This is a genomic window from Streptomyces sp. NPDC058000 (assembly GCF_042886435.1).
GTDB lineage: Bacteria > Actinomycetota > Actinomycetes > Streptomycetales > Streptomycetaceae > Streptomyces.
Window position 1 is genome coordinate 37,545 of the sequence record NZ_JBHVQS010000019.1, and the last position, 25,228, is coordinate 62,772.

Genomic DNA, 25,228 nt, shown 5'->3' on the forward strand with positions numbered 1-25,228 from the left:
GGCGCCCGGATCCCGGAAAGGGAACGTGCCCGGCGCCCCGTGAACAGGTTTGGGATGCAACCACGCCAACGGACCGTCAGACAACCTACCCAACGGTTTTTTACCGCCTCTGAACTGCACCTTCACGTTCGAGCGAGATTCCGCGATGATTCGGCGTCACTTCCCTGAAAAGTGTGGGAAAGCGTCTGACAAAGTCCTGCGTACGACCTCGGGAGTCATATCTGTGGTTACGGAACGACGAATGCCCAGCGAGCCGACATGACGGGAGATGTCCGATCTGGATTATTCCGGATCGTTCCGGATCACTCCGGATAGCGGTGCCCCGGACGGCCGTCGGTGCGGCGCCGGTCGGTGGATCCTCTTGATAACGGCCCACTCCAGCAACGATCTTGGGGGGACGGACCGCCCGCGCCCGCCGCGGCCCCGTCCCGTACCCAACCGAGGAGAGTCGTGCCCGTGTACCGAGAAGCGCCGGACATCCTGTCGCCGGAATTCGCCGCGGACCCCTATTCCGCCTATCGCGTGCTGCGCGACGACTTCCCGCTGCTGCACCACGAAGCCACCCAGAGCTACGTCATCTCACGGTACGAGGACGTCGAACGGGCCTTCAAGGACCCGGTGTTCACCACGGACAACTACGACTGGCAGCTGGAGCCGGTACACGGCCGGACCATCTTGCAGATGAGCGGCCGGGAACACGCGGTCCGCCGGGCGCTGGTCGCCCCCGCCTTCCGCGGAAACACCCTGGAGCAGTCGTTCCTGCCGGTGATCGAGCGCAACGCCCGGGAGTTGATCGACGCCTTCCGCGGGGCCGGGAGCGCGGACCTGGTGGCCGACTTCGCCACCCGTTTCCCCGTCAACGTCATCGCGGACATGCTGGGCCTGGACCGGGCCGATCACGACCGCTTCCACCGCTGGTACACGGCGATCATCGGCTTCCTCGGCAACCTCGCCCAGGACCCGGACGTCGCCGCGGCCGGCCTGCGCACCCGCGACGAATTCGCCGCGTACCTGCTGCCGATCATCCGCGAACGCCGCGACCACCCCGGCGACGACCTGCTCTCCACGCTCTGCGCCGCGGAGATCGACGGCACGCGGATGAGCGACGAGGACATCAAGGCGTTCTGCAGTCTGCTGCTGACCGCGGGCGGGGACACCACCGACAAGGCGATATCGAGCCTGGTGCACAACCTGTTGCGGCACCCGGAGCAGCTGGCCGCGGTGCGCGCGGACCACTCGCTGATCCCGCGGGCGTTCGCGGAGACCCTGCGGTACACCCCGCCGGTGCACATGATCATGCGGCAGGCCGCGGAGGACCTCACCATCGGCGGCGGCCGGGTGCCCAAGGGCGCCACCCTCACCTGCCTGATCGGCGCGGCCGGCCGCGATGAGCGGCGCTACGCCGCCCCGGACGTCTTCGACATCCACCGCACCGACCTGTCCGCCACCACGGCGTTCTCGGCGGCCGCGGACCATCTCGCGTTCGCCCTCGGCCGGCACTTCTGCGTCGGCGCGCTGCTGGCCAAGGCCGAGATCGAGGTGGGCGTGGCGCAGTTGCTGGACGCCCTGCCGGACCTGGCGGTGGAGCCGGGAGCGCGACCCCGGGAGCGGGGGGTGTTCACCCGCGGGCTGGACGCGCTGCCGGTGCGGTTCACCCCGGCCGACTAGGGCCTAGCGGCACGCGGGCACCGGGTGACGTTTCACGTGAAACGTCACCCGGTGCGGGAGAGTTGGCGACGAGGGGCCACAACTCTCGTACTACCGGCGTCATTTGGTCGTCAGCGTCGTGTCATACCCGGTGCCACCATCGCGGGGATCGGGGTGTACGCGGGCGTGAACTCCACCGGCAGGCTGACCAGTCCGCGCATCCACAGCGACGGGTGCCACGCCAGCTCCTCGGCCGGCACCGACAGCATCACGTCCGGCAGCCGGTCGAGCAGCACCTCCACCGCGGCCTTGGCGATCACCTCGGCGATCTCCGGGGCGGGGTAGGGGCACGCATGGTCGCCGTGACTGAAGGACATATGGGCCTGGTTGCCGTCGGACCCGGCGTCGCTGAAGTCCGGCCGCACCTGGGGGTCGGTGTTGGCGGCGGCCAGTCCGAGGATCACCAGGTCCCCGGTCCGGATCCGGCGCCCGCCGAGCTGGGTGTCGCGGACCGCCCAGCGGCCGATGAAGTTCTGCGTCGGGGTGTCGTGCCAGAGCACCTCGTTGAGCGCCTGGCCGACGCTGCGCCGCCCGCCGGAGAGGCTGAGTGCGAACCGGTCGTCGGTCAGCATCAACCGCAGGGTGTTGCCGATCCAGTTGGCGGTCGGCTGCTGGGCGGCGGCCATCACCACCAGCAGGTCGATGACCACCTCCTCCTCGGCCAGCCCCGCCGGATGGGCCAGCAGCCGGGACGGCACGTCGGCGCCCGGCGTGGACCGCTTGGCCTTGATCAGCCGCTGCATCCGTCCGGCGACCCGCTGGTGTGCGGCGATGGCCCCGTCGTCCGCATTCAGCGAGGCGGCGATGTCGGCGGCCAGTTCGGGCACCTCGGTGTGCGGGAAGCCGAACAGCTCGGCGATGACGAGCAGCGGCAGCCGGGCCGCGTAACGGGCCATCAGGTCCGCCTCACCGGACCCGGCGAACGCGTCGACCAGCCCGTCCGCCAGCCGCTCGCAGATCTGCCGCAGCTCGAACTGGTCGATCGCGGTGAGCGCGTCGCTGATCGCGCCGGCCCGGCGGCGGTGCTCGGGCCCCTCGGCGAACATCACCGACGGCTGGTGACCGACGAACGGCATCAGCGGCCAGTCCTCGGGGATCCGCTCCCAGGCGTGCCAGCGGCGGGAATCCCGGGCGAACAACTCGGGGTTGCTGGTGACCTGGTGCAGCTCGCGGTAGCCGAGCACGAACCAGCCGGGGACGTCGCCGTCCAGGAGGATCGGCGCGACCGTCCCGTACCGTGCACGCATCTCACGGTAGAGCCGGGCCGGGTCGCCGCTGAGCCCGGAACCGTAGAGCGGTACGGCGTCCGTGCCGGGGGCGCCGCGGGTACCGGCGCCCAGCGGGCAGCCGCCGGTCGTGGGGTGCTGCGGGTCGTTCACAGTGCGGTCTCCGCGCTCTCCTGAACGGATACGGCGTCCTGGGTGGACAGGGCGTAGAGGTGGTCGACGAGTGCGATCAGCACCGCCTTGCAGGACTCCCGGTCACGGGCGTCGCAGCCGACCAGCGGCACGTCCGGGGAGAGGTCCAGCGCGTCGCGGATCTGCTGCAACGTGTGCGGGTCCCCGCCGAAGTCGTTGTGCGCGACGATGAACGGCATCCCGTGCGCCTCCAACCGGTCGATGGCGTACCAGGAGTCGTCCAGCCGGCGGGTGTCGACCAGCACCACCGCGCCCAGCGTGCCGGAGAACAGCCGGTCCCACAGGAACCAGAAGCGTTCCTGGCCGGGCGCCCCGAACAGGTAGAGCACCGCACTGTCGTTGACGGTGATCCGGCCGAAGTCGAAGGCGACGGTGGTGGTCGTCTTGGACTCGACCCCGCTGGGGTCGTCGACGCCGACCCCCGCCCGGGTCATCGTCTCCTCGGTGTTCAGCGGTCGGATCTCGCTCACCGAGCGGACCATGGTGGTCTTGCCGACGCCGAAGCCACCGACGATGACGATCTTCAGGCCGTTGTCGGCGGTGGCGCGCAGCGGAACGCGGTCGGCGTCGGTGCCGGCCGCTCCCCCGGGGTGCGCGGGCTCAGAGGCGGTGGAGTGCATCGAGCACCTCCTTCAGCAGGTCGGCGTCGGGTAGTTGGGCGGTCGCGGTGACCCGCGGGTGCCGGGCGGTGACCTGACCGCTGTCCAGCAGGTCGGACAGCAGGATCCGGACCACGCTGACCGGCATCCGCAGCTCCGCCGAGAGCTCGACCACGGCCGTCGGACGACGGCACAGGGTCAGGATCCGGACGTGCTCGGACTGCATGCCCGGGGTCGGATCGCATTCGCTGACGATCAGGGTGACCAGGTCGAGCGTGTGGTCGTCGGCGGACCGGCTGCGGCCGCCGGTGACGGTGTAGAGCCGGTCCGGATCGTCGTCAGGACCGAGCCGCTTCATGCCGACGGCCCGCCCTCACCGCGCGGGGCGGCCTGGAGGTACTCGCCGATCTGCTCCACCAGCTCGTTCATGTGGAAGCCGATCAGGCCGACGTCGGCGTCCTCGACGGCGATCAGGGCCAGGTGGGCGCCGTTGCCCGCCTCGACGATGAACAGCAACCCGCCGTGGAACTCCGTCATCGCCTGCCGCACGCCCCCCGTGCCGTCCCCGAACTCCACGGACGCGCCGTGCGACAGGCTCTGGATCCCGGAGGCGATCGCGGCGAGCTGGTCGGCCTGGTCGACGGTCAGGTCCTTGGAGTGGCAGAGCTTGAGCCCGTCCCGGGACAGGACCAGCGCGTGCCGGGCCCCGGGGGTCTTCTGGAGCAGGTTCTCCAGCATCCAGTCGAGGCTGTGGTCAGTGGTGTTCATCGGGTCTCGTCCTCCGGGCGTGCTGGCGAGGGGGCTGGGGGTGACGCGGGCGTGCCGCTGGTACGGGGGGCGTCGGCGCCGTCCTGGGTGGACCTGCCCTGGACGGCCTGACGGAAGGCGCGGAACCGTGCCGCCGACTCCTCGCGGGAGCGCGCGGGCCGCGCGGCCTCGTCGCGCACCGGCCCGTTCCCCGTGGGGGCGGAGGCCAGGGTCTGGCCACGACGGCGCTTGGGGAGCCCGCTCTCGCCGAACTCCGGCGCGGGTACGGCGTCCGGCTCGGACCCGGCGGTCCGGGCGGTGCGCCGCGGCAGCGGCGCCGGGGCGTCGGCCGGGCGCGCGGCCCGGCTCCCGGGTACGGTCCGGTCCGGCGCCGCGCCGGCCTCCCGCGCCGGCCTCCGGGCCGCCGGCCGCTCCTCGGGCTCGGCTTCGCGGGTACGCCGGGGAGCCGGGACGACGGGCCGCGGAGCCGGCCCTGAGGGGGCGGCCGGGGCACTGACCGACGGCTGCTCCGCCGGCCGGGTCTCGGTGACCAGTTGCTGCGGGATCAGGATCACCACGCCCGTGCCACCGCGCGCCGACGGCCGGAAGGAGACGTTCAGCCCGTGCTTGCGCGCCAGGCAGCCGACCACGGCGAGCCCGAGTCGCGTCCCGGACAGCGACATCAGGTCCAGGGTGTCCGCGGACACCGTCTCCTGGGCGCGCTGGAGCGCGGCCTCGCCCATCACCAGCCCGCTGTCCTCGACGCTCACCACCACGCCGGCCTGCGCCTCCTCCACGTACACGTGGACCGGCGACGACGGCGGGGAGAACGAGGCGGCGTTGTCCATGATCTCGGCCAGCGCGTGCATGATGCCCTCGGCCGCGTGGCCGGCGATCGCGACGTCGCTGCTGCTGTGCAGCTGGATCCGGCGGTAGGCGCTGATCCGCCCCATCGCGCCACGCAGGATGCTCTCCATGGCGATCGGCTTGTTCCACCGGCGTCCGGACCGGGCGCCGGTCAGCACCGCGATGCTGTCCGCCAGCCGTCCCGCCTGCGCCGTCGTGTGGTCCAGCCTCAGCAGGTCGCCCAGCACCTCCTCGCCGTGCCGGTTCTCCATCTCGCGCAGGTCGGCGAGCATCCCGGTGGCGAGCGCCTGCACCCGGCCGGCGGCGTTGGCGCATGCGGACATCGCCGCGGCCCGCATCCGCTCACCCCGCCCGACCTCCTCGGCCAGCGTCCGCACGATCCGCTGGTGCGCCGCGGTCGCGGGCAGGTCGGTGCGGCCCAGCGCGGTGTCCACCGACGCCCCGTCGCGCAGCTGCGCGACCAGCCCCGGCATCGTCACGTTGGCCAGCCGCTCGGCCTCGGTCTTCATGCTCCCGATCCGCGACCGGTAGAGCCGGACCAGCCGCTGCTGGTAGACCGCGGTGGCCACCGCGCCACTGAGCAGCACCGCGCAGATCCCCCCGGTCCAGGCGAGCAGCGTGCGCGCGGACTCCGGTACGAGCAGGACCACACCGACGCACAGCCCACCGGTCACCACCAGAGCGACCGCCAGTGTGCGCAGTGCGGCGCCCAACGGCGTGGGCGCTGCCCCGGGGCGGGAGGATATCCGTGCTGGCATCAAACAGGTCCTCGTGGCGATGGCGACGGCGGGCGGGGCAGGGCAGGGCGGGGCAGGAGGGGCGATCGGCAGGGACGGGGCCCGGGCATCGGGATGCCGATCCGCGGCGGGCACCCTCCAGGAAGGGTCTCGGTGTGCGACGAGAGAATGATCGAAGATCGCTCTGGCACTCTAGCCTGTCGGCGGGATCCGGCAACTTCCGTGCCAGGCTCCGTTATTGACGCACCGTTTGCCCGGGGCATCCTGCTTTTCCGCATTCGCACGCCCCGGTCCGGCGGGAAAGGCCGGGCCGGCGGGGCGGGCCGGAAACACGACGGCGGCCGCCGGACTCCACACGTCCGACGACCGCCTCCCTCACGCCCCACTCACACCGGGCGCACCGTTCTCAGTCGAACCACCGCGCCCGGGCCAGTTCGTCGACCCGGTCCGGATCCTCCAGCAGCGCCGCGACCTCGAACCGGCGCGGCCACTGCCCACTCGCCCAGGCCAGACCGGCCGCCACGCCCTCCAGCGTCGCGGCGTGCAGGGTGCCGTCCGGGCTCCACCGCCAGTCCAGCTCCACACCCCCGTCGGGGCCGGCGGTGCCGTCGGAGCCGTCGACCAGCAGCTCCTCGTGTTCGACGTACGCCTCGGGGGCGGCCGGGCCGAGCAGGGCCCGGACCGCCTCCGGAACGTCGTGCGCCGCCCCGTCGGAGCGGACCTCCGCGGCGACCGCCTCGCTCAGCCGCCGCACCTGGAACAGCTCGGCCAGCTCCGCGGCGCGGGCCGGCCGCACCGGCAGCAGCGCCCGGCCGCCGGCCAGCGGCATCAGGTCCGGGGCGTCGGCGACCAGCGCGTCCGCCGCGTCCACCACCTGGATCTCCCCGTCTACGACCGCCCGCAGCTCGTCGGGGAGCGTCACCTGATCCGGGTCGAGATCGGTCAACAGGCCGTACAGGGCGTGGAGTTGCCCGATCCCCACCCCGTGGTCCGGATCGGCGAGCCGGGTCAGCAGCTCGGCCGCGCCGCCCGGCTCGTCGAGCAGCGCCCCCACCGAGGTACGGACGCCGAGGGCGCGCAGCACCTGCGCGTCGACCCGGCCCGCGTCCGCCGCCTCGTACAGCCCGGCCAGCAGCGGATCGCCGCCCGCGGCACGCAGTCCGGCGGGACGGCGCCCGTCCAGCACCGGGTGGCCGCGCAGCCACCAGGCGGTGTACGGCCGTACCGACTCGGTGGTGCCGTCCGGGAGCAGTACCCGCACCGGCGCGGTCAGCGCGTCCCGCAGCGGCGGCTGGGAGAGCATCTCCAGGACCTGCGGCCAGGCGTCGTCCGCGACCAGGTCGAGGTCACGGACCGCGACCAGTTCGGTGACGACCGGCGGCACGGGCGTCTCCGGCAGCAGGTCGAGGATGTCCTCGCACCACACGTCCACGGCGTCCAGCAGTCCGGCGTCGTCCGGCTCGGGGAAGTCACCGTCCCGCGGCTCCAGTTCGTCCGGATCGAGCACCACGTCGGTTGCCCGGACCAGCGCGAAGGTGGCCAGCACCCCCACCGCGGTGAGCGGCTGCGCGCCCCACCGCTCCGCCAGCTCCGCTTCGCAGGCGGCGAGTTCGCCCTCCCGGATGACCCGCTCGAAGTCGCTACCGGGGAAGACCAGCTCGCCCGCCGGCGCCAGTTCGCCGTCCTCGTCGGGCAGCGCCAGCGCGGCCAGCCAGGGCTCGTCGCCGGGCGCCAGATCGGCGTCCCGGACCAGCCCGAGGACCGCCTCGGCCAGCTCCTCCGCACCCAGCGGCACCCCGGCGCCCGGCGCCAGCTCGTCCGCGAAGACGTCGTAGGCGTCCTCGTCGGCGTCCAGCGAGTGCGCGACCGCCGCCCGCACCTGAGGCGTCGTCAGAACGGCCCGGGGTGCGGCGGGGGTCGCGCCGAGCTTCTCCAGCAGCGGGTGGACGGCATCGGGGTGGGCGACCTTGAGCCCCAGCCGGGTGAGCGTGCGGTGCCGGTCCGCGGCCTCGTCCCCGGCGTCCGGGCCGCCGTCGGGCAGCGGCAGCAGCACCTGGCGCGGCCCGATGGTGGTCCGCCCGGTGCCCGCCAGCGGCACCGGCAGGCCGCTGAGCCGGTCCGGGTCGGTGCCGGCCAGCGCGTCGTAGAGCCGCCACCACCACTCCGGCGACCGCTCCACACCCGCCAGCCGGTCGATCATCTCGGTGAGCGGCACCCGGGCCGCGCCCAGCGCCCGCAGCTCCGCCCGCCGTTCGAGCCCGGCCGGCAGCAGACTGGGGAACAGCTCGGCCAACACCCCGACGGTCGCCGCCCCGGCGCCCTCCACCAACTCGGCGTCCACCGGCCGCAGGACGTACCGCTCGCCGTTCTCGCCCTCACCCTCGCCCCACGCGGCGGTCTCCGCCGCCGCGCTCGGCAGGAACCGCACCCGGGGCAGCAGATCCAGCACCTGCCGACGGAGTTCACCGTCCAACCAGCCCTTGCCCAGCAGCCCCGGCACCAGGTCCAGGGTGCCGGCCGACACCGGCTGCCAGTCGCCGAGCAGGCCCGCGTAGGCGGCGGCCGCCCGGCCCACCAGGAAGTCCGCGAGCGGACCTGGCGCGACATGACGCCGGGTCGGCTCCAGCGGGAACGAGGCGATGAGCAGCGCGGGCAGGCCCAGGGGCTCGTCGGTCGGGGTCGGCGCGTGCAGCACCGGCACGGTGCCCGGCGGCACCGGCGCGCCCGACGCGTCCACCGGCACCGCCCAGGTCACCGACCAGGACGGCCGCAGCTTCTCCTCGACCGGACGGTCCGCCAGCAACGCCGCGTCCAACGCGCCGCCGTCGGTCGCCACCCGCCACCGGGTGGCCCCCCGCTCACTGTCCTCGATCAGCACGTACACATCGTCCTGACGCCGGGTCAGCGTCCGGACGCCCTCCGGCGTCTCCACCACGACCTCGGCCAGCCCCGGCAGGGTCAGCAGCAGCGCCGCGTCGAGACCGGCCAGCAGCCGCTCGGCGAGGTCCTGCGCGGCACCGTCGCGCAGCGGCAGCACCACCGCGGTGTCGTACCCCTCGGGCGCGGTGCCCTCCGCGGGCAGCGGCAGCCGCAGCAGCGGTACGTGCCCCTCACGGCGGCGGAGTTCACCCCCCAGGCCGGGGCTGTGCGCGGCGACCGCCTCGGCCAGCTCCCGGGCCTCCGCGAGCGACCAGCGGACGCCGCCGGTGCGGCCCACCAGCGCCGGTTCGTCGCTGACCGCCAGTACCGCGGCGAACCCGACGCCGAACCGGCCGACCGCGCCGGCCGCCACACTGCTCTCCCGCTTGGCGGAGGCGCGCAGCGTGGAGAGCGATTCGACGCCGGTGGCGTCCAGCGGGGCGCCGGTGTTGGAGGCGACGAGCACCGCGGGCGCACCGCCGTCGGCGGCGTGCAGGGTGAGCCGCAACCGGCCGGCGACGCCGGCCCGGGCCGCCGCGTCCGCCGCGTTCTGCGCCAGCTCCACGGCGAGCCGGTCGCGGTAGCCGCCGAGCGCGAGATCCTCCTCCGCGTTGGCGTCCTCACGGAACCGGGCCGGCGAGGCGGCCCAGGCGTCGAGCACGCCGCGCCGCAACCGGGCCGTACCGAACGGGTCGGCGCCGTCGTCCGCGCCCCGCACCCACGGCATACCTGCCACGTTTCTCGTCTCCCTCGTCAGACCGTGTCTGTCCCGACGGTACCCCCACGTTGTCGGCTTTCCCGCCGTACGGGTTTCCGCCTGTGACGGGGGTGTTGCCCCACCCGCACCTCCGGTCCGAGAGGCACCACGACGGCCCCCTTACCTCACCCCACGGGGCGGGGAGCCGCCGGCATACGGGAGGGGGTGGGCCGGAGGTACCTGTGTTTGTGGACGTAAAGCGCAGCAGTCCACAACACAGGCACCTCCGGACCACCCCCGGCACCCACCACGAACGCCAGGCGGAGCGCCCCCGCCCGACACACCCCACCGCTCCCGCCGAAGGCGGGGAAGAACCACGGAACCCGCGCGGCGGGAAACCCGGCTACGTGGGAAGCCCGCCCAGCGGCAGGCGACTAGCTGTGACCCAGCTCCTCGGCCGGGCCGGCTGCCTCCACCGACCCCCCGTCGACCGCCGGCCGGATGGCCACCGGCTCGACCACCGTTTCGTCCAGCACCGGCTCCGCCGGCTTCGGGGGCTTCGGCATGACGGCCGCCTCCGAATGCGCCCCGCACCCGTACGACAGCGAGACGACGCGGCCGTCGGCCGGCGAGAACTCGTTCGCGCAGACCCCGAACGCCTGCCGCAGGGAGCCTGCCATCGGCGTCAGGAAGCCGCAGCTCACACAGGTGGCGGGGGCCGCTTGGGCCATCGGGGTCTTGGGACCGAAGGAATCCTCCCAACGGTCGGCGGCGGCGTGCAGGCCGTAGCGGGACAGGACCCGGGCGCGGCACATGCCCAGTTCCCCGGCGGCCGCGGCGATGCTGCCGCGGGCCGGCGCCGGCTGGATCGCGGGCGAGCCGGGGACGATGTCCGCCTCTTCGGTGTCGGCGACGTCGGCGGCCATGCCCTCGGCTACCGGGGAGTTCGGCGGCGGGGCGTCCTCACCGCTGAAGCCGGGCTCCAGCCGCAGGTCGTCGGCCTCGGTGGGCAGCAGGTCGCCGGGGCCCATGTCGCCGGGGCGCAGCCGCTCGCTCCAGGGCACCCACTCGGGGGCCAGGAGCGCGTCGGGGCCGGGGAGCAGGGCCGACTCGTCGAGGGTGATGAGCTTGGCGCGGGAGGCGCGGGTGACGGTGACGGCCCAGCGCCAGCCGCGGTAGCCGGGCTCCTCGCAGGCGAAGAGGTGGGTGACGACGCGGTCCGCCTCGGCAACGGCATCGATGTGCTCGCCGACCATGCCGGGCGTGGCGACCTCCTCGGCCGCCGCCCGGGCAAGGTCGACCGCCTCGGCGCACAGGCGGTCCGGGGTACGGCTTCGCATCGCAGCACTCACAAGAATCGATTCTCTCTTCCACGCCGTCTCACGAGCGCGCCAGCCGGGGCTGTCCTGGTCCTGTCCGGACGACCGGCGGGACCGGGGCGGGCGGAGCGGACCTGGGGACCGCGTCGACGTCCGCGCCCGGCTGGATCGTTCGGTCGAGCGCACCTCTTACGTCCTATTCTGCGGGATCGCAGGGAAATGAGGTACGCGGCCGGAACGGACCGCCGGTGGCGCTCTGGACACGCTACCCCTTCAACGCTGCACGACCCCTCGGCGGGAGCAGCAAATATCTCCGACCGTGACCGGTCGGGAGGGCCACGGTGACGGCCGGACGGCCGGTGCGCCCCGCCGCAACGGGGGAAGAAAACGCCACCTCTGGGGCGAGTTGGGGCAGTATGACCAGGTGGCTGCCGTCAGGGCGACGAGGGAGTCGAAGGCCCGCCGGGCGGGCCGGGCGGCCGGCCGCGCGCTGCACCGGCCGCTGGCGGGCGCGGCCCGGGGGGTACGGCGGGCCACGCATGCGCAGGGCGCGGGGGAATCGGGGCTGGCCCAGCTCATCGAAGTGCACGCGGTGAACGCGGCGGGCGACATGATGATCACGGTCGCGCTGGCCTCGACGGTGTTCTTCTCGGTGCCGACGCACGAGGCGCGCGGCCGGGTGGCGCTGTACCTGCTGGTCACCATGGCGCCGTTCGCGTTGCTGGCGCCGGTGGTGGGACCGTTGCTGGACCGGGTGCCGCACGGCCGCCGGGCGGCGATGGCCGGTTCGATGCTGGCCCGTGCGGTGCTGGCGCTGACGATGTCGGGGACGGTGGCCGGCGGCGGGCTGGGGCTGTATCCGGCGGCGCTGGGGGTGCTGGTGTCGTCGAAGGCGTACGGGGTGGTGCGCAGCGCGGTGGTGCCGCGGCTGCTGCCGCCGCGGGTCTCGTTGGTGAAGGCCAATTCCCGGGTGACGCTGGCGGGGCTGCTGGCGACCGGGGTGGCGGCGCCGGTGGGCGCGGGACTGCATCTGATCGGGCCGGCCTGGCCGCTGTACGGGGCGTGCGCGGTGTTCCTGGCCGGGGCGTTCCTGTCGTTCTCGCTGCCGCACGCGGTGGATTCGGGCAAGGGCGAGGCGCGGGCCCGGCTGGCGTCCCGGGACGGCGCGGCGCACGACGGGGCGCGCGGGCGGCGGCCGGGACTGCGGACGGTCGGCCCGGCCGTGCTGCACGGCCTCCAGGCGAACGCGGCCCTGCGCTCGCTCTCCGGTTTCCTCACCTTTTTCCTGGCGTTCCTGCTGCGCGAACACCCGCTGGGCGGGCTGGGGCCGGCGGTGTCGCTGGGGCTCGTGGCGGTGGCGGCCGGGGTCGGGAACGCGCTGGGCACGGCGGTCGGCGCCTGGCTGAAGGCGCGCGGCCCGGAGCCGATCATCGCGGCGGTGCTGGGGCTGGCGCTGGCCGCCACGGCGCTGGCGGCGCTGTTCTACGAGGTGCTGGCGGTCGTGGTGGTGCCCGCGATGGCCGCCGCCGCGGGGCTCTGCCAGGCGCTGGCGAAACTGTCGCTGGACGCGATGATCCAACGCGATGTGCCGGAGGCGGTACGGACCTCGGCGTTCGCCCGCTCCGAGACGGTGCTCCAGCTGTCGTGGGTGGTGGGCGGCGCGCTCGGGATCGCGCTGCCGCTGATCGGCACGCTGGGCATGGTGGTGGCCGCGGGGCTGGTGGCGCTGGGTGCGGCGCTGGCCGTGCGGGGGCTGCTGGGCGCGGCCCGCCGGGGCGGCCGGCCGGCCCCGCGGGTGGTGTGACGCCGCCGCGCGGGGCACCCCGTGCGGCGGGCCCGGGTGCGGCGCGCCGTACCCGCGCGTGGCGTGCGCCGGGACGCCCGATAGCCTGCCCCGTATGACCGCTGCGTTGATCTCCCGGGGCAAGGGCCGCCGCGCCGCCGCTGCCCTCGGTGCCGTGACCCTGGGCCTGCTCACCCTCTCCGCCTGTCAGCAGCCGACCTCGTTGGCCACCGTGACCGTCGGCACCAAGACGGTGACGGCGGAGGTGACCCCCGGCTGCGACGGCGACGGCAAGTCCCTCGACAAGCAGGCCGTGCAGAGCTGCATCGCCAAGAAGGGCGCCGAAACCATCACGGTGCGCCCGGGCGAGCGGGTCCGCGTGGGTGTCGACCCGAAGGTGGCCAAGGTCGGCTGGTTCGTCGTCGGCGGCGGACCGGTGATGTCGGCGCCCAGCACCGACACGTACCGCACCTTCAGCACGGACGAGCTGTTCAAGGCGATGAACCCGGCGACCGGCCAGAGCGAGTCCCTGCCCGAGGTCACCCTGATGGTCGCCGAGGCCGGCAAGGCCCAGGGCGCGGGTCCGATGGCCCTGTGGCACTTCAACCTGAAGCTGAAGGACTGAGCGCACTGAGCGCGGGGGCCGGGGACCGGTGGCACGCGGTGCGGGGCGTCTGATGCGGACGCTGGTCGTCACCGCGGTGGCCGCCGAGCGTGACGCGGTGTGCGCCGCGCTGGACGCCGGGGACGGCACGGACGGCCATCGGCCCGAGGTACTGCCCGGCGGCTACGCGCTGCACCGCGCGCCCGCCGGATCGCCGGCCCCGGACGTGCTGGCCGCCGGCGTCGGCCCGGCCGCCGCGGCCGCCGGCACCGCCACCGCGCTGACCGCCGCCGCCCTGGCCGGCGCCCCGTACGACCTGGTGGTCTCGGCCGGCATCGGCGGAGGCTTCTCCCCGGCCGCCGCGCCGCTCGGGTCGGTGGTCGTCGCGGACGCGATCGTTGCCGCCGACCTGGGTGCCGAGACCCCCGACGGCTTCGTCCCGGTCACCGAACTCGGCTTCGGGACCGTGGCGCACCTGCCCGACCCGGCACTGGTGGCGGCCGTCGCGGCGGCGACCGGCGGGGCGACCGGACCGGTCGTCACGGTCTCCACGGTCACCGGCAGTGCCGCCCGCGCCGCCGAGCTGGCGGAGCGTCACCCCGGGGTGCTGGTCGAGGCGATGGAGGGGTTCGGCGTCGCCGAGGCGGCCGCCGCGCACGACCTGCCGGTGCTGGAGATCCGCACGGTCTCCAACGCGGTCGGTCCCCGGGACCGCGCCGCCTGGCGGATCGGCCCCGCCCTCGCCGCGCTGACCGGCGCCTTCCGCACGTTCCCCGGAGCCCTGGCGGGCACCCCCGCGGCGGCGACGCCCTCCGGCGCTCCGGCCGCACCGCCCCACACCCCCCGGAGGACCCCGTGACCCGGCCGCTGTCCATCGCCTATTCCCCGTGCCCGAACGACACGTTCGTCTTCGACGCCCTGGCGCACGGCCGGGTCCCGGACGCGCCGGAACTGGCGGTCACCTTCGCCGACATCGACGTCACCAACGGCCTGGCCCAGCGCGGTGAGCTGGACGTGCTGAAGGTGTCGTACGCGGTGCTGCCGTGGGTGCTGGAGGAGTACGCGCTGCTGCCCTGCGGCGGGGCGTTGGGGCGCGGCTGCGGCCCCCTGGTGCTGACCCGTCAGCCGGGCGCCGTGGCGGACCTGGCGGGGAAGACGGTCGCGGTGCCCAGCGAGCGGTCCACCGCGTACCTGCTGTTCCGGCTGTGGGTGGCGGCCGAAGTGCCGGGCGGGGTCGGCGAGGTCGTGGTGCTGCCGTTCCACGAGATCATGCCGGCCGTGCGGGACGGCAAGGTCGACGCCGGCCTGGTGATCCACGAGGCCCGCTTCACGTACCAGGACTACGGGCTGCACTGCCTGGCGGACATGGGCGAGCACTGGGAGTTGACCACCGGTCTGCCGATCCCGCTGGGGGCGATCATCGCCAAGCGGTCGTTGGGCGAACCGGTGTTGCGCGGGCTGGCGGCGGCGATCCGCACGTCGGTCCGGATGGCCTGGGACGACCCGGAGGCGTCCCGGCCGTACGTCCTGGAGCACGCCCAGGAGATGGACCCGAAGGTGACCGACCAGCACATCGGGCTGTACGTCAACGAATTCACCGCCGACCTCGGCGAGGACGGCTATGCCGCGGTGCGCGGGCTGCTCACCCGCGCCGCGGCCGAGGGGCTCGTTCCGCCCCTCGGCCGCGATGCGTTGACGTTCGTCTGAGCGGTCCGGCTCAGACGTCGAGTTGGTCGGCGACCGCCCGCAGCATGCCGGCGATCTTGCCGCCGTGCGCCTTGTCGGGGTAACGCCCGCGCTCCAGTTGCTGGGTGACGTTCTCCAGCAGCGTGGTGAGGTCCTGGACGATCGAGGCGAGTTCGTCGGGCTTGCGGCGCTGGGCCGCGGCCACCGAGGGGGTCGGATCGAGGAGGATGACGCTCAGTGCCTGGTCACCGCGCTGGCCTGCTACGACACCGAATTCGACGCGCTGGCCGGGCTTGAGCGCCTCCACGTCGTCGGGCAGCACCGACGAATGTACGAAGACGTCACCGCCGTCGTCGCGGGAGAGGAAGCCGAAGCCCTTCTCGCTGTTGAACCACTTGACCTTGCCGGTAGGCACGTCTGTCCTCGTCCTCGTACTCGTCGGAAAATGCGGGCTGGTCCGCCGCGGGCACTGGGAAGCCGCGGCGAGGAAAATGGGTCTGGATAACAGTGCAGCGGGCCACCGAGCCCGCCTTCCCCAAGGCTAATGGTCCGGGGCCCGGTGACAAGACGTCGCCAGGGGGATCCTCGGCGCCTCTGGCCCCGACTTACCCTGGTCAGGTGTCTGATGAAACGCCCCAGGCCGGGGATCTGCTTGTCCGAATCGGCGCGATCGTGTTCCTAGTTGGCGCACTGGGCACTCTCGTCACGGTGCTCCCACTGTTCCTGGGTACACACCCGCTGCCGTGGGAGTTCTACTGGGTGTCCATGCTGATGGGCGCCGGTTTCCTGATCGCGGGTGCCGGAGTGGTCCGCTCCGTGACCGCCCAACGCCGTCAGGCGGAGGCGGCCCTCGCCCCGTCCCCCTCGGCACCACCCGCCGGGTAACGGCCCGGATCCGCTACGTAACGATCCAGCCACGACGGGAAATCGGTCAGGTCGTCGAGCAGCACCCGGGCGCCGGCCGCGCGGAGTTCGTCGGCGTCGCACGGTCCGGTGGCGACCGCGACGGGCAGCGCGCCGGCGGTCCGGGCGCCGCGCACGTCACCGGTGTGGTCGCCGACGTAGACCCGCGCGCCGTGTTCGCGCAGCGCCTCGGCCTTCGCCTCGGCCCACAGTGAGCCGATCACCGCGTCCGCGGCGATGCCCAGGTGGGTCAGGTGCAGCTTGGCGTTGGGCTCGTACTTGGCGGTGACGACGATGGCCCGACCACCGGCCGCGTGCACCGCGTCGATCGCCTCCCGCGCGCCCGGCATCGCCAGGGTGCCGGTGACCGCGTGCGTCGGGTACAGCTCGCGGTAGACGTCGCTGATCTCCGCCACCCGCTCCGCCGGGAACCACCGGCGGATCTCCTCCTCCAGCGGCGGCCCGAGCCGGGTGACCGCGGCGGCGGCGTCGATGTACGTGCCGGTGCGGGCGGCGAGCGCCTCGTAGGCGGCCTTGATTCCGGGGCGGGAGTCGATCAGCGTCATGTCGAGGTCGAACCCGACGGTCAGGGGATGCGCAGCCATGCCTGCCATTGTGCCTGCGCCCCTGCGAACGGAACCGGCCAGGACGTACCGTTAGCCTTGCCTTACCTAACCCGTGGCTGCCGTGCGGTGACCGCGGGTCCGTACCGACAGCTCCAGACCGCGCGAAATGGACCCGACGCCCGTGATGCCATGCCCGTGACGCACCGGAAGCGGAGCCGACGGCTCGGCCTGACTGCGCTGGCGGTGCTGGCGCTGCTGCTCGCGGTGGTCTTCTCGCTCGCCGTCGGCAGCCGCGCGTTCGCGCCCTCCGCGGTGTTCGACGCCCTCGTCCACGGCGGCACCGACGACGCCGCGCAGGTCGTGCGGTACCTGCGGCTGCCGCGCACCCTGATCGGCCTGATGGTCGGCGCCGCGCTGGCGATGGCCGGCACGGTCATGCAGGGCCTCACCCGCAACCCGATCGCCGACCCCGGCATCCTCGGCATCAGCCAGGGCGCCGCAGCCGCCGTGGTGGCCGCCATCGCCTTCGCCGGGGTGCACACCCTGACCGGCTACGTCTGGTTCGCGTTCGCCGGCGCGGGGGTCGCCGCCGTCGTCGTCTACGGCATCGCCACCCGCGGCCGGGGCGGCGCCACCCCGGTCAAGCTGGCGCTCTCCGGCGCCGCCATCAACGCGCTGCTGGTGTCGGTGTCGATGGCGATCCTGACCACCAAGGCCGCGGCACTGGACGAGTTCCGGTTCTGGCAGGTGGGTTCGCTCACCGGCCGGGACGCCGCGGTGGCCACCCAGATCTGGCCGTTCCTGCTGGTCGGCGCGGTGCTGGTGCTGTCGGTGGCGCGCGGGCTGGACGCCCTGGCGCTCGGCGAGGACGTCGCCCGCGGCCTGGGCCAGAAGGTCGCCACGGTGCGGATCGTGGGCGGGCTCGGCGCGACCGTGCTGACCGGCGCGGGCGTGGCCGCGGCCGGTCCGATCGCCTTCGTCGGCCTCGCCGTCCCGCACCTCGCCCGTGCGCTGGTGGGCGGGGAGCACCGTTGGACGCTGCCGATGGCCGCGCTGCTCGGCCCGGTCGTCGTGCTGGTCTCGGACACCGTCGGGCGGGTGCTGTTCCCGCCGTCGGAGGTCCCGGCGGGCGTGATGACGGCGCTGATCGGCGTGCCGTTCCTGGTCACCCTGGTCCGGCGACGGGCGGTGGCGGCATGACGGCCCCCGGCATCTCCCCCGCCGCCCGCCCGACCGCGGTCCGCCCCGCCGGGTACGCGCTGGTCCGGGCCGGCCGCGGCTCCTTCCTGCTGCACCGCCGCGCCACCGTGGTCGCCGCCGTACTGGCCGTCCTCCTGGCCGTGGTCTGCGTGGCGTACCTGTGTGCCGGCGAGAGCTGGGTGGCGCCCTCCGAGGTGCTCAAGGTGCTGGCGGGCCAACCGTCCTCGCAGGAACTCGTCGTCGGCACGCTACGGCTGCCCCGGATGGTGGTCGGGCTGCTGGTCGGCGCGGCCTTCGGGGCGGCCGGCGGGCTGATCCAGACGGTCGCCCGCAATCCGCTGGCCAGCCCCGACATCATCGGCGTCACCCAGGGCGCGGGAGCGGTGACGGTCGGCGCGATGACCTTCGGCCTCACTCCCCCTGCCTTCGGCGGGGGGACCCCCACGTTCGCGGTCCTGCCGTACGTCTCGGTGGCCGGCGGGCTACTGGCGGCGCTGCTGGTCTACGTCTTCGCCTGGCGCGGCGGGCTGCACGCCACCCGCTTCGTGCTGATCGGCATCGGCTTCGCGGTGGCACTGCGCTCGGTCACCCAGCTGTTCCTCACCAAGGGCGACTACCTGGTGGCCCAGCAGGCCCAGGTGTGGATGACCGGCTCGCTCAACGGGCGCGGCTGGCCGGAGGCGGCGCCCCTGGGGTGGGCTCTGCTCGCGCTGCTGCCGGCCGTCCTGTGGGCGGCGCGCGCCCAGCGGACCGTCTCCCTGGACGACGACACCGCGACCGCGCTGGGCATCCGGCTGGGCCGCACCCGGCTGGGGCTGGTGGCGGTCGGGGTGGTGCTGGCGTCGATGGCGACCGGTGCGGCCGGGCCGGTGGACTTCGTGGCGCTGCTCGCCCCGCAGATCGCCCGCCGACTGACCCGGACCGCGCAGATCCCGCTGCTCAGCTCGGCGCTGCTGGGCTCCGTCATCGTCGTCCTCGGCGACCTGCTCGCCCGCAAGCTGCTCGCGCCGACCGAGCTGCCGGTCGGCGTGCTGACCGCCGCGGTCGGCGCCCCGTATCTGATCTGGCTGATCGTCAGGGGCCACCGGGCCCGTGGCCGGGCCACAGGAGGAGAAGCGTGACCGGTACCGGCACCCCGCGGCCGGCGGCCGAGGCGGACACCGCCGCCCAGGAGCCCGCCGCGGCCCGACTGACGGCCCGTGACCTCACCCTCTCCTACGAGGAGCGCACCGTCGTCGAGGGCCTGGACCTGGACGTGCCGGACGGTGCGGTCACCGTCGTCGTCGGCCCCAACGCATGCGGCAAGTCGACGCTGCTGCGCGCCCTGGGGCGGCTGCTGCGACCGCGCCACGGCGCGGTCCTCCTGGACGGCACGGACCTGGCCAAGATCCCCACCCGGAAGATCGCCCAGTCGCTCGGGCTGCTGCCGCAGACCCCGGTCGCGCCCGAGGCGATCACCGTCGCCGACCTGGTGGCCCGCGGCCGGCAGCCGCACCAGCGGTGGTGGCAGCAGTGGTCGGCACAGGACGAACGGGCGGTCGCCGAGGCGATGGCGCGGACCGACGTGGCCGCGCTGGCGGACCGTCCGGTCGACGAACTCTCCGGCGGCCAACGGCAACGGGTCTGGATCGCCATGGCGCTGGCCCAGGAGACCGATCTGCTGCTCCTGGACGAGCCGACCACCTACCTGGACATCGCCCACCAGGTGGAGGTCCTGAACCTGGTCCGCCAGCTCAACCACGAACGCGGCCGGACCGTCGTCGCCGTCCTGCACGACCTCAACCAGGCCGCCCGCTACGCCGATCACCTGGTGGCCATGAAGGCCGGCCGGGTCGTCGCCCAGGGGCACCCGGGGAAGGTCGTCACGGCCGACCTGGTCCGGGAGGTCTTCGGCCTGGACTCGGTGGTCGTCCCGGACCCGGTGACCGGCTCGCCCCTGGTGGTGCCGGGCCGTCCCTGGGAAGGGGAACCCCGGCAGTGACGACCGCTCCCCGGGGCATCCGCCCCGTCGACCTCCCCGTCGACCTCCCCGCCGCCGAGCCGAAAGGGCTGTGATGACCCGACCCACCCGCCCTGCGAAGACCCGACCCACCCACCCGGCGAAGACCCGACCCACCCGCCCTGCGATGGCCGCCCCCACCTGCACCACCACCCGTGCCGCCGCGGCCGCCGTCGCCGCCGGGGCGCTCCTGCTCACCGCCTGCGGCAGCGGCGACTCAGGCGCCTCCGCCGCCGGCCCCAACGGCACCTTCAAAGCCGCGGAATGCCCCGCGCAGCCCACCACCACCTGGCCCGCGCCGGCCCCCGAGGGCGGCCGCAGCCACCCGGTCCGCACCGCGATGGGCGAGGTGACCGTCCCCAACGCCCCGCAGCGGGTCGTCGTGCTGGACACCGCCGAACTGGACTCCGCACTCACCCTCGGCATCACCCCGGTCGGCGCCACCCGCTCCGACGTCGCGTCCGGCTTCCTCGACTACCTGCCCAAGGACAAGCTCGCCGGCATCAAGGACGTCGGCAGGATCGGCGCCCCCAACCTGGAGGCGATCGCCGCCCTCAAGCCCGATCTGATCCTCACCAACAAGGTCCGCGACGGCCAGCGCTACGCCGAACTCACGAAGATCGCGCCGACCGTCATGACCGAGACCACCGGCTACCCGTGGAAGCAGAACTTCGCCGTCCACGCCGCCGCGCTCAACAAGATCCCCGAGGCCAAGCGCGCCGTCGCCGCCTACCGCACGCACGCCGAACGCGTCACCCAGGCCCTCGGCGGCCCGGCCAAGGCCCGCGCCCTGCGCACCAACGTCGTCCGCTTCGTCGAGGGCGCCGACACCCGCATCTACGGCTGCCAGAGCTACATCGGCACCGTCCTCGACGACCTCGGCACCGGCCCCACCGCGGTCGTCGACGACGCGCGGAACGGCCTGATGGTCGAGGTCAGCCCCGAGCAGATCACCAAGGCCGACGCCGACACGGTCTTCTACTCCGCCTACGGCAGCCCCGAGAAGTCCAAGGAGGCCCAGATCACCGCCGGCCCCCTCTGGAAGAACCTCCGGGCCGTCAAGAACGGCAAGTCGCTCCGCGTCGACGACCAACTGTGGATCCAGGGCATCGGCTACACCGCCGCCGACAAGATCCTCGACGAGATCCAGCAGCGGCTGGCCAAGAAGTGAGGCGGCGCGGGCGGCTCTTCAGTGCGCCGCCCGCACCTCAACCCGCCGCCCGCCGCATCCGCCAGAGCAGGAACAGCGCCGAGGCGACCGCGGCCACCCGCACCACGCCCGGCAGACCGGCGAGCAGTTCCTGCCCCAGGTGCCCGGGGGCGATCGGTGCGCCCCAGCGGCCGTCGAAGCGGCCCCAGACCCAGACCACCAGGCCGCCGACGACCATCCCGGGCACGCCCAGCGCCGCGAACTTGGTCTCCCTACGGCTGAGCCGGCGCGAGACGTAGGCGATCCCCCAGCCGCCGGCCAGCGCCAGCCAGGACCCGGCCACCGCGCCGGCCACCAGCAGCAGCACGGCCAGCGTCAGCACCGGACTGAGCCACGCCCGCAGAGGAACCGGAACCGACGCCTCCGCGCCGCCCTCCGCGCTGTTTACGCCCTCTGAGCCCGCCGCCCCGGCCGCGGACTCGGCCGCGGTCTCCTTGGCCGGCCGCCCGAGGGTCCGCCGCAACAGGGCCGGCAGGACCCGCCCACGCCCCTCGCCGCCGCCCTTCTCCACCGACGGCACACCCTTGTCCACCGACGGCACACCCTTGCCGTCCTTGCCCGCACCGTCCTTGCCCTCCTCCGCCGGCCGCTCCCAGACCTCCGGGAGCTCGATACCGCCGACGAACCCGGGCACCGAATCCTCCGCCCCGGGGGGCGCGCCCTCCGCCCCGAAGGGCATGGCCTCCGCCCCGTAGGGCGCGGCCTCCACCCGCCACCAGTCGGGCGGGTCCTCCCCGTCCCCCAGTTCGTCGGCGCCGGCCAGATGGGGCGGCGCGCCGCCCCACGGCACCTCCGGGACGGCCGGCTGACCGGCGCGCTTCGTGAAGAAGCCCGGCCGTCGACCGTCCTCTTCCGCCGCGTCCCCGTCGCGCGGTGCGGGCACCTTGCCGATCAGCCCGCCGAGTCTGCCCCGCGCACCGGCCCACTGTGCGGGGCGGACCGGCTCCGCGGGCCCGGCCACCGGTCCGGGCGCCCGGATACCGGTCCCGCCGGCACCCTCCGCGCCGGGCCCGCCCGCCGTGTCCGCCGCGGCCTTCACCACCGCCTCCGGCGTCCCCAGCCGGGCCAGCATCCGCTTCACCCCGGGCACCGAATCGGCCTTCGGGTCGCCCTTCTGCGCGTCGATCTCGGCCCGCAGCGAGGCCACCAGCCGCATCCGGGTGCCGGACGGCAGCCCCCGCTGCTGGGCCAGGTCGCCCACCCGGCTCAGATAGTCAAAGACGAGCTGCTCGCTCTCGATCCCCACGAAATCCCCTGCGGCGTGCGCTGGTTACTGCCCCGACGGTACCCCGTAGGCCCGCACCGCCACCGCGGACCGCCCACGGAACGGCCCACAACACGGCGCGCGCCACTACGGACGAGCAGCACCGCGGAACGACGGCCGGCACGGCGCACGGCGCGGTGCACGGCGCGACGCACCGCGCGACGGCCACCGGTGAGCGCCCCACCGTCCCGCCATCCCACCGTCCCGCCATCCCGCCATCCCGCCCGATCGCCCCCGCCCGATCGCCCCGCCCGCTCCGCGCCCGCCGCCTGCTCCCGTCGTCCCGCCCGCCCGGCTAACGTAAGACGAATGACCACCGCTACCCCCCGCACCCTCGCCGAGGAGCTCAGGACCCGTTCGGACCGCGGGCTCGCCGGCCTGCTGCGGGCCCGGCCCGACCTGCTGAACCCGGTGCCGGGTGATCTGACGCAGCTGGCCACCCGGGCCGGGACCCGGGCGTCGGTGGTCCGGGCGGTGGAGCGGCTGGACGCCTTCGCCCTCCAGACCGCCGAGGCACTGGCGGTCGCGCCGGACCCCTGCCCGTACGGGACGCTGGCGGCGCTGATGGCCGGGGACGCCGGGGACGAGGCGGTCGCCGCCGCCCTGCCCGGGGCGGTGGCGGCGCTACGCGCCCAGGCGCTGGTGTGGGGCCCGGACGACCGGCTGCGGCTGGTCCGCACCGCCCGGGAACTGCTCACCCCGAGCCCCACCCGCCCCTCGCCGACCGGTCTGGGCCCGACCGTCGCCGAGGCCACCGCCGGGATGTCGCCGGGCCGGCTCCAGAACATCCTGGCCGCGGTCGACCTGCCCGCCACCCACGACCCGGTGTCCGCGGTCGCCGCCCTCACCGCCCTCCTCTCCGACCGCGCCCGGACGGCCGCCCTCCTGGACACCGCGCCCGCCGAGGCCGTGGCCGTCCTGGACAAACTGCTGTGGGGCCCGCCCTACGGGGCGGTCACCGACCGGCCGGCCGCGCACGTGCAGTGGCTGCTGGACCGCGGGCTGCTGCTGCCGGCGGGCGCCCGCAACGTCGTGCTGCCCAGGGAGGCCGCGCTGCACCTGCGCGCCGGGCGCGCGCACCGCGTCCCCGAGCCGGCGCCGCCCGCCCTCGCTCCGACCACCGCGCGCGATCCACAGCTTGTGGACAACGCCGCCGCGAGCCAGGCGTTCACCGCGCTGGCCACCGTCGAGGAACTGCTCAAGGAGTGGGACCTCGGCGGCCCGCCCATCCTGCGCGCCGGCGGCCTGAGCATCCGCGACCTCAAGCGGACCGCGACCGCCCTGGACACCACCGAGCAGCTCGCCGCCCTCTGGCTCGAACTCGCCTACGCGGCCGGGCTGATCGCCTCCGACGGCGAGGCCGACGAACGCTACGCCGCCACCCCGGCCGCCGAGGACTGGCTCCAGCTGCCCGACCACGAACGCTGGGCGATCCTGGTCGCCGCCTGGCTGCCCGCCACCCGCACCCCGGGCCTGGTCGGCACCGCCGACACCAAGGGCCGCGCACTGGCCGCCCTCGGCCCGCACCTGGACCGTTCCCCGGCCCCCGAGGTCCGCCACCGCGTACTGACCTTGCTGGCCACGCTCCCGCCCGGCACGTCCGTACCGGAGGCGGCGCTGCTGTCCCGACTGCGCTGGGAGCGGCCGCTGCGCGCCGCCGCACCGGCCGCCCAGGCCCCGGCGTCGGCACCCGCGGCCCAGGTGCCGGGCCAGACCCCCTCGCCGGTCGCCGCCCCGGACGGCTCGGCCGGGACGGCGACCGGGGACCTGCGCTCCCGACTCGCCCAAGGGACGCTCCTCGAAGCCGAGTTGCTGGGCGTGACGGGCCGGGGTGCCCTCGCCACCCACGGCCGCGCCCTGATCGGCGCCGACCGGACCACGGAAACGGTTCCGGGACCGGCCACCGGCCCGCACGAGGAACGCGAGCGCCCGGACGGCACAGCGGGCCCGGGCGCGACCCCCCTCACCCCCGCCGAAGCGACCGCCGCCGCCACCCGCGCCGCCGCGCTGCTCGCCCCGCTGCTGCCCGAACCGCTCGACCACGTCCTGCTCCAGGCCGACCTGACCGCCGTCGCCCCCGGCCCGCTGCACCGCCCGCTCGCCGAGGCGCTCGGCGTGCTGGCCGACATCGAGTCCAAGGGCGGCGCCACGGTCTACCGCTTCACCCCGGCCTCGGTACGCCGCGCCCTGGACAGCGGCCGGTCCGCCGCCGAACTCCAGGAGTTCCTCACCACCCACTCCCGCACCCCGGTCCCCCAGCCGCTCTCCTACCTCATCAACGACGTGGCCCGTAAACACGGCCAGTTGCGGGTCGGCGCGGCCACCGCCTACGTCCGCTGCGACGACGACGCGCTGCTCTCCGAGATCCTCGCCGACCGCCGCGCCGCCGCACTGCGCCTGCGCCGACTGGCCCCGACCGTGCTCGCCACCCAGTCCTCCCCGGAGCAACTCCTCGACGGCCTACGGGCGATGGGCTACGCACCGGCCGCCGAATCCGCCGCCGGCGACGTCCTCGTGGCCCGCGCCGACTCCTACCGCACCCCGCCCCGGACGGCCCCGACCCCGGTCCCGGACGGCCCGCCGCCGCCCGACCGCACCCTGCTGGAGGCGGCGGTCCGCGCCATCCGCGCCGGCGACCTGGCCGCCACCGCCGAACGCAAGCCCACCGCCGCACCCACCGACGCCCCGACCCCGGCCCCGGGTGTGCTGCCCCGCACCACCTCCGCCGAGACCCTGGCCACCATGCAGGCCGCGGTCCTCACCGGCTCGCCCGTCTGGATCGGCTACGTCAACGCGGACGGCGCCGCCAGCCAGCGGGTGATCGCCCCCGTCCGCGTCGAGGGCGGCTACGTCACGGCCTACGACCACACCTCCGACGAGGTCCGCACCTACCCCCTCCACCGCATCACCGGCGTCTGCGAACTCGCCGACGACACACTCTGACCTGCGGGAAAACCGCCCCAGGTCGCAGTGACCGCCCTCCCCCGAAACCACCCGCGGCGT

General features: G+C 74.6%; 21 protein-coding genes. 11 read left to right on the top strand and 10 right to left on the bottom strand.

Annotated features, from left to right (window positions below; translation table 11 throughout):
• Positions 1–456 precede the first annotated feature (456 nt).
• The gene (locus ACFVT2_RS20030; RefSeq protein ID WP_390019481.1) at positions 457–1,668 is read left to right on the top strand and encodes a cytochrome P450; all 1,212 of its coding nucleotides are present in this window, start codon (positions 457–459) and stop codon (positions 1,666–1,668) included.
• A 110-nt stretch (positions 1,669–1,778) separates the two neighbouring features.
• Here the strand turns inward: ACFVT2_RS20030 and ACFVT2_RS20035 are convergent, their stop codons facing one another.
• From ACFVT2_RS20035 to ACFVT2_RS20065, 7 genes are all read right to left on the bottom strand, one after another.
• Positions 1,779–3,086: a cytochrome P450 gene (locus ACFVT2_RS20035; protein ID WP_390019484.1), complete on the bottom strand. Its 1,308-nt coding sequence runs from the start codon at positions 3,084–3,086 to the stop codon at positions 1,779–1,781.
• The gene (locus tag ACFVT2_RS20040; protein WP_390019487.1) at positions 3,083–3,745 is read right to left on the bottom strand and encodes an ATP/GTP-binding protein; all 663 of its coding nucleotides are present in this window, start codon (positions 3,743–3,745) and stop codon (positions 3,083–3,085) included. Before ACFVT2_RS20040 ends, ACFVT2_RS20035 begins: the two co-directional genes overlap by 4 nt.
• Positions 3,726–4,082 (bottom strand): DUF742 domain-containing protein, encoded by a 357-nt coding sequence (locus ACFVT2_RS20045; protein WP_390019490.1) that lies wholly within the window; start codon positions 4,080–4,082, stop codon positions 3,726–3,728. The genes ACFVT2_RS20040 and ACFVT2_RS20045 overlap by 20 nt, the downstream gene beginning before the upstream one ends.
• On the bottom strand, positions 4,079–4,492 hold the full coding sequence (locus ACFVT2_RS20050; RefSeq protein ID WP_390019492.1) for a roadblock/LC7 domain-containing protein: 414 nt from the start codon (positions 4,490–4,492) through the stop codon (positions 4,079–4,081). Before ACFVT2_RS20050 ends, ACFVT2_RS20045 begins: the two co-directional genes overlap by 4 nt.
• Positions 4,489–6,096 carry a sensor histidine kinase gene (locus tag ACFVT2_RS20055; protein WP_390019494.1) on the bottom strand — a complete coding sequence of 536 codons (1,608 nt, stop codon included), beginning with the start codon at positions 6,094–6,096 and terminating at the stop codon, positions 4,489–4,491. Before ACFVT2_RS20055 ends, ACFVT2_RS20050 begins: the two co-directional genes overlap by 4 nt.
• 385 nt (positions 6,097–6,481) lie before the next feature.
• The gene (locus ACFVT2_RS20060) at positions 6,482–9,721 is read right to left on the bottom strand and encodes a sacsin N-terminal ATP-binding-like domain-containing protein (protein WP_390019679.1); all 3,240 of its coding nucleotides are present in this window, start codon (positions 9,719–9,721) and stop codon (positions 6,482–6,484) included.
• Positions 9,722–10,125: 404 nt separating this feature from the next.
• Entirely contained in the window at positions 10,126–11,031 is a 906-nt protein-coding gene (locus tag ACFVT2_RS20065; RefSeq protein ID WP_390019496.1) for a DUF3027 domain-containing protein, read from the bottom strand.
• A gap of 403 nt (positions 11,032–11,434) precedes the next feature.
• Here ACFVT2_RS20065 and ACFVT2_RS20070 point away from each other — a divergent pair, with 403 nt between their 5' ends.
• The 4 genes from ACFVT2_RS20070 to ACFVT2_RS20085 all read left to right on the top strand — a co-directional run bounded on the left by ACFVT2_RS20070 (position 11,435) and on the right by ACFVT2_RS20085 (position 15,104).
• Positions 11,435–12,814: an MFS transporter gene (locus ACFVT2_RS20070; RefSeq protein WP_390019499.1), complete on the top strand. Its 1,380-nt coding sequence runs from the start codon at positions 11,435–11,437 to the stop codon at positions 12,812–12,814.
• Positions 12,815–12,908: 94 nt separating this feature from the next.
• Positions 12,909–13,418, top strand: coding sequence for a hypothetical protein (locus ACFVT2_RS20075; RefSeq protein WP_390019502.1), 510 nt, complete (start codon positions 12,909–12,911; stop codon positions 13,416–13,418).
• Positions 13,419–13,470: 52 nt separating this feature from the next.
• Complete coding sequence (locus ACFVT2_RS20080; protein WP_390019505.1) at positions 13,471–14,256, top strand: futalosine hydrolase; 786 nt, start codon at positions 13,471–13,473, stop codon at positions 14,254–14,256.
• Positions 14,253–15,104, top strand: a complete 852-nt coding sequence (locus tag ACFVT2_RS20085; protein WP_390019508.1) for a 1,4-dihydroxy-6-naphthoate synthase — start codon at positions 14,253–14,255, stop codon at positions 15,102–15,104. Before ACFVT2_RS20080 ends, ACFVT2_RS20085 begins: the two co-directional genes overlap by 4 nt.
• Positions 15,105–15,114: 10 nt before the next feature.
• Here the strand turns inward: ACFVT2_RS20085 and ACFVT2_RS20090 are convergent, their stop codons facing one another.
• Positions 15,115–15,498, bottom strand: a complete 384-nt coding sequence (locus ACFVT2_RS20090; RefSeq protein WP_390019511.1) for a cold-shock protein — start codon at positions 15,496–15,498, stop codon at positions 15,115–15,117.
• Positions 15,499–15,701: 203 nt separating this feature from the next.
• Between ACFVT2_RS20090 and ACFVT2_RS20095 the strand changes: the two genes are divergently transcribed.
• Positions 15,702–15,968, top strand: coding sequence for a hypothetical protein (locus ACFVT2_RS20095; protein WP_390019513.1), 267 nt, complete (start codon positions 15,702–15,704; stop codon positions 15,966–15,968).
• Here ACFVT2_RS20095 and ACFVT2_RS20100 read toward each other — a convergent pair.
• Entirely contained in the window at positions 15,917–16,591 is a 675-nt protein-coding gene (locus tag ACFVT2_RS20100) for an HAD family hydrolase (protein ID WP_390019515.1), read from the bottom strand. The genes ACFVT2_RS20095 and ACFVT2_RS20100 overlap by 52 nt on opposite strands.
• Positions 16,592–16,741: 150 nt before the next feature.
• Here ACFVT2_RS20100 and ACFVT2_RS20105 point away from each other — a divergent pair, with 150 nt between their 5' ends.
• From ACFVT2_RS20105 to ACFVT2_RS20120, 4 genes are all read left to right on the top strand, one after another.
• Entirely contained in the window at positions 16,742–17,752 is a 1,011-nt protein-coding gene (locus ACFVT2_RS20105) for a FecCD family ABC transporter permease (protein ID WP_390019517.1), read from the top strand.
• Complete coding sequence (locus ACFVT2_RS20110; RefSeq protein WP_390019520.1) at positions 17,749–18,873, top strand: FecCD family ABC transporter permease; 1,125 nt, start codon at positions 17,749–17,751, stop codon at positions 18,871–18,873. Before ACFVT2_RS20105 ends, ACFVT2_RS20110 begins: the two co-directional genes overlap by 4 nt.
• 68 nt (positions 18,874–18,941) lie before the next feature.
• Positions 18,942–19,733 (top strand): ABC transporter ATP-binding protein, encoded by a 792-nt coding sequence (locus tag ACFVT2_RS20115; RefSeq protein ID WP_390019682.1) that lies wholly within the window; start codon positions 18,942–18,944, stop codon positions 19,731–19,733.
• 73 nt (positions 19,734–19,806) lie between these two features.
• On the top strand, positions 19,807–20,922 hold the full coding sequence (locus ACFVT2_RS20120) for an ABC transporter substrate-binding protein (protein WP_390019522.1): 1,116 nt from the start codon (positions 19,807–19,809) through the stop codon (positions 20,920–20,922).
• A 37-nt stretch (positions 20,923–20,959) separates the two neighbouring features.
• Here the strand turns inward: ACFVT2_RS20120 and ACFVT2_RS20125 are convergent, their stop codons facing one another.
• Complete coding sequence (locus ACFVT2_RS20125; RefSeq protein ID WP_390019525.1) at positions 20,960–22,207, bottom strand: hypothetical protein; 1,248 nt, start codon at positions 22,205–22,207, stop codon at positions 20,960–20,962.
• Between the two features lie 327 nt (positions 22,208–22,534).
• On the opposite strand from ACFVT2_RS20125, the gene ACFVT2_RS20130 reads away from it, so the two are divergent.
• Complete coding sequence (locus ACFVT2_RS20130; RefSeq protein ID WP_390019528.1) at positions 22,535–25,168, top strand: helicase-associated domain-containing protein; 2,634 nt, start codon at positions 22,535–22,537, stop codon at positions 25,166–25,168.
• Positions 25,169–25,228 lie beyond the last annotated feature (60 nt).

Excerpts from the sequence above, each read along its gene's own strand:
- ACFVT2_RS20045 (WP_390019490.1), bottom strand. The coding sequence starts at position 4,082 with ATGAAGCGGCTCGGTCCTGACGACGATCCGGACCGGCTCTACACCGTC.
- ACFVT2_RS20110 (WP_390019520.1), top strand. The coding sequence starts at position 17,749 with ATGACGGCCCCCGGCATCTCCCCCGCCGCCCGCCCGACCGCGGTCCGC.
- ACFVT2_RS20075 (WP_390019502.1), top strand. The coding sequence starts at position 12,909 with ATGACCGCTGCGTTGATCTCCCGGGGCAAGGGCCGCCGCGCCGCCGCT.
- ACFVT2_RS20080 (WP_390019505.1), top strand. The coding sequence starts at position 13,471 with ATGCGGACGCTGGTCGTCACCGCGGTGGCCGCCGAGCGTGACGCGGTG.
- ACFVT2_RS20065 (WP_390019496.1), bottom strand. The coding sequence starts at position 11,031 with ATGCGAAGCCGTACCCCGGACCGCCTGTGCGCCGAGGCGGTCGACCTT.
- ACFVT2_RS20100 (WP_390019515.1), bottom strand. The coding sequence starts at position 16,591 with ATGGCTGCGCATCCCCTGACCGTCGGGTTCGACCTCGACATGACGCTG.
- ACFVT2_RS20120 (WP_390019522.1), top strand. The coding sequence starts at position 19,807 with ATGACCCGACCCACCCGCCCTGCGAAGACCCGACCCACCCACCCGGCG.
- ACFVT2_RS20130 (WP_390019528.1), top strand. The coding sequence starts at position 22,535 with ATGACCACCGCTACCCCCCGCACCCTCGCCGAGGAGCTCAGGACCCGT.
- ACFVT2_RS20055 (WP_390019494.1), bottom strand. The coding sequence starts at position 6,096 with ATGCCAGCACGGATATCCTCCCGCCCCGGGGCAGCGCCCACGCCGTTG.
- ACFVT2_RS20060 (WP_390019679.1), bottom strand. The coding sequence starts at position 9,721 with ATGCCGTGGGTGCGGGGCGCGGACGACGGCGCCGACCCGTTCGGTACG.
- ACFVT2_RS20105 (WP_390019517.1), top strand. The coding sequence starts at position 16,742 with ATGCCCGTGACGCACCGGAAGCGGAGCCGACGGCTCGGCCTGACTGCG.
- ACFVT2_RS20050 (WP_390019492.1), bottom strand. The coding sequence starts at position 4,492 with ATGAACACCACTGACCACAGCCTCGACTGGATGCTGGAGAACCTGCTC.
- ACFVT2_RS20040 (WP_390019487.1), bottom strand. The coding sequence starts at position 3,745 with ATGCACTCCACCGCCTCTGAGCCCGCGCACCCCGGGGGAGCGGCCGGC.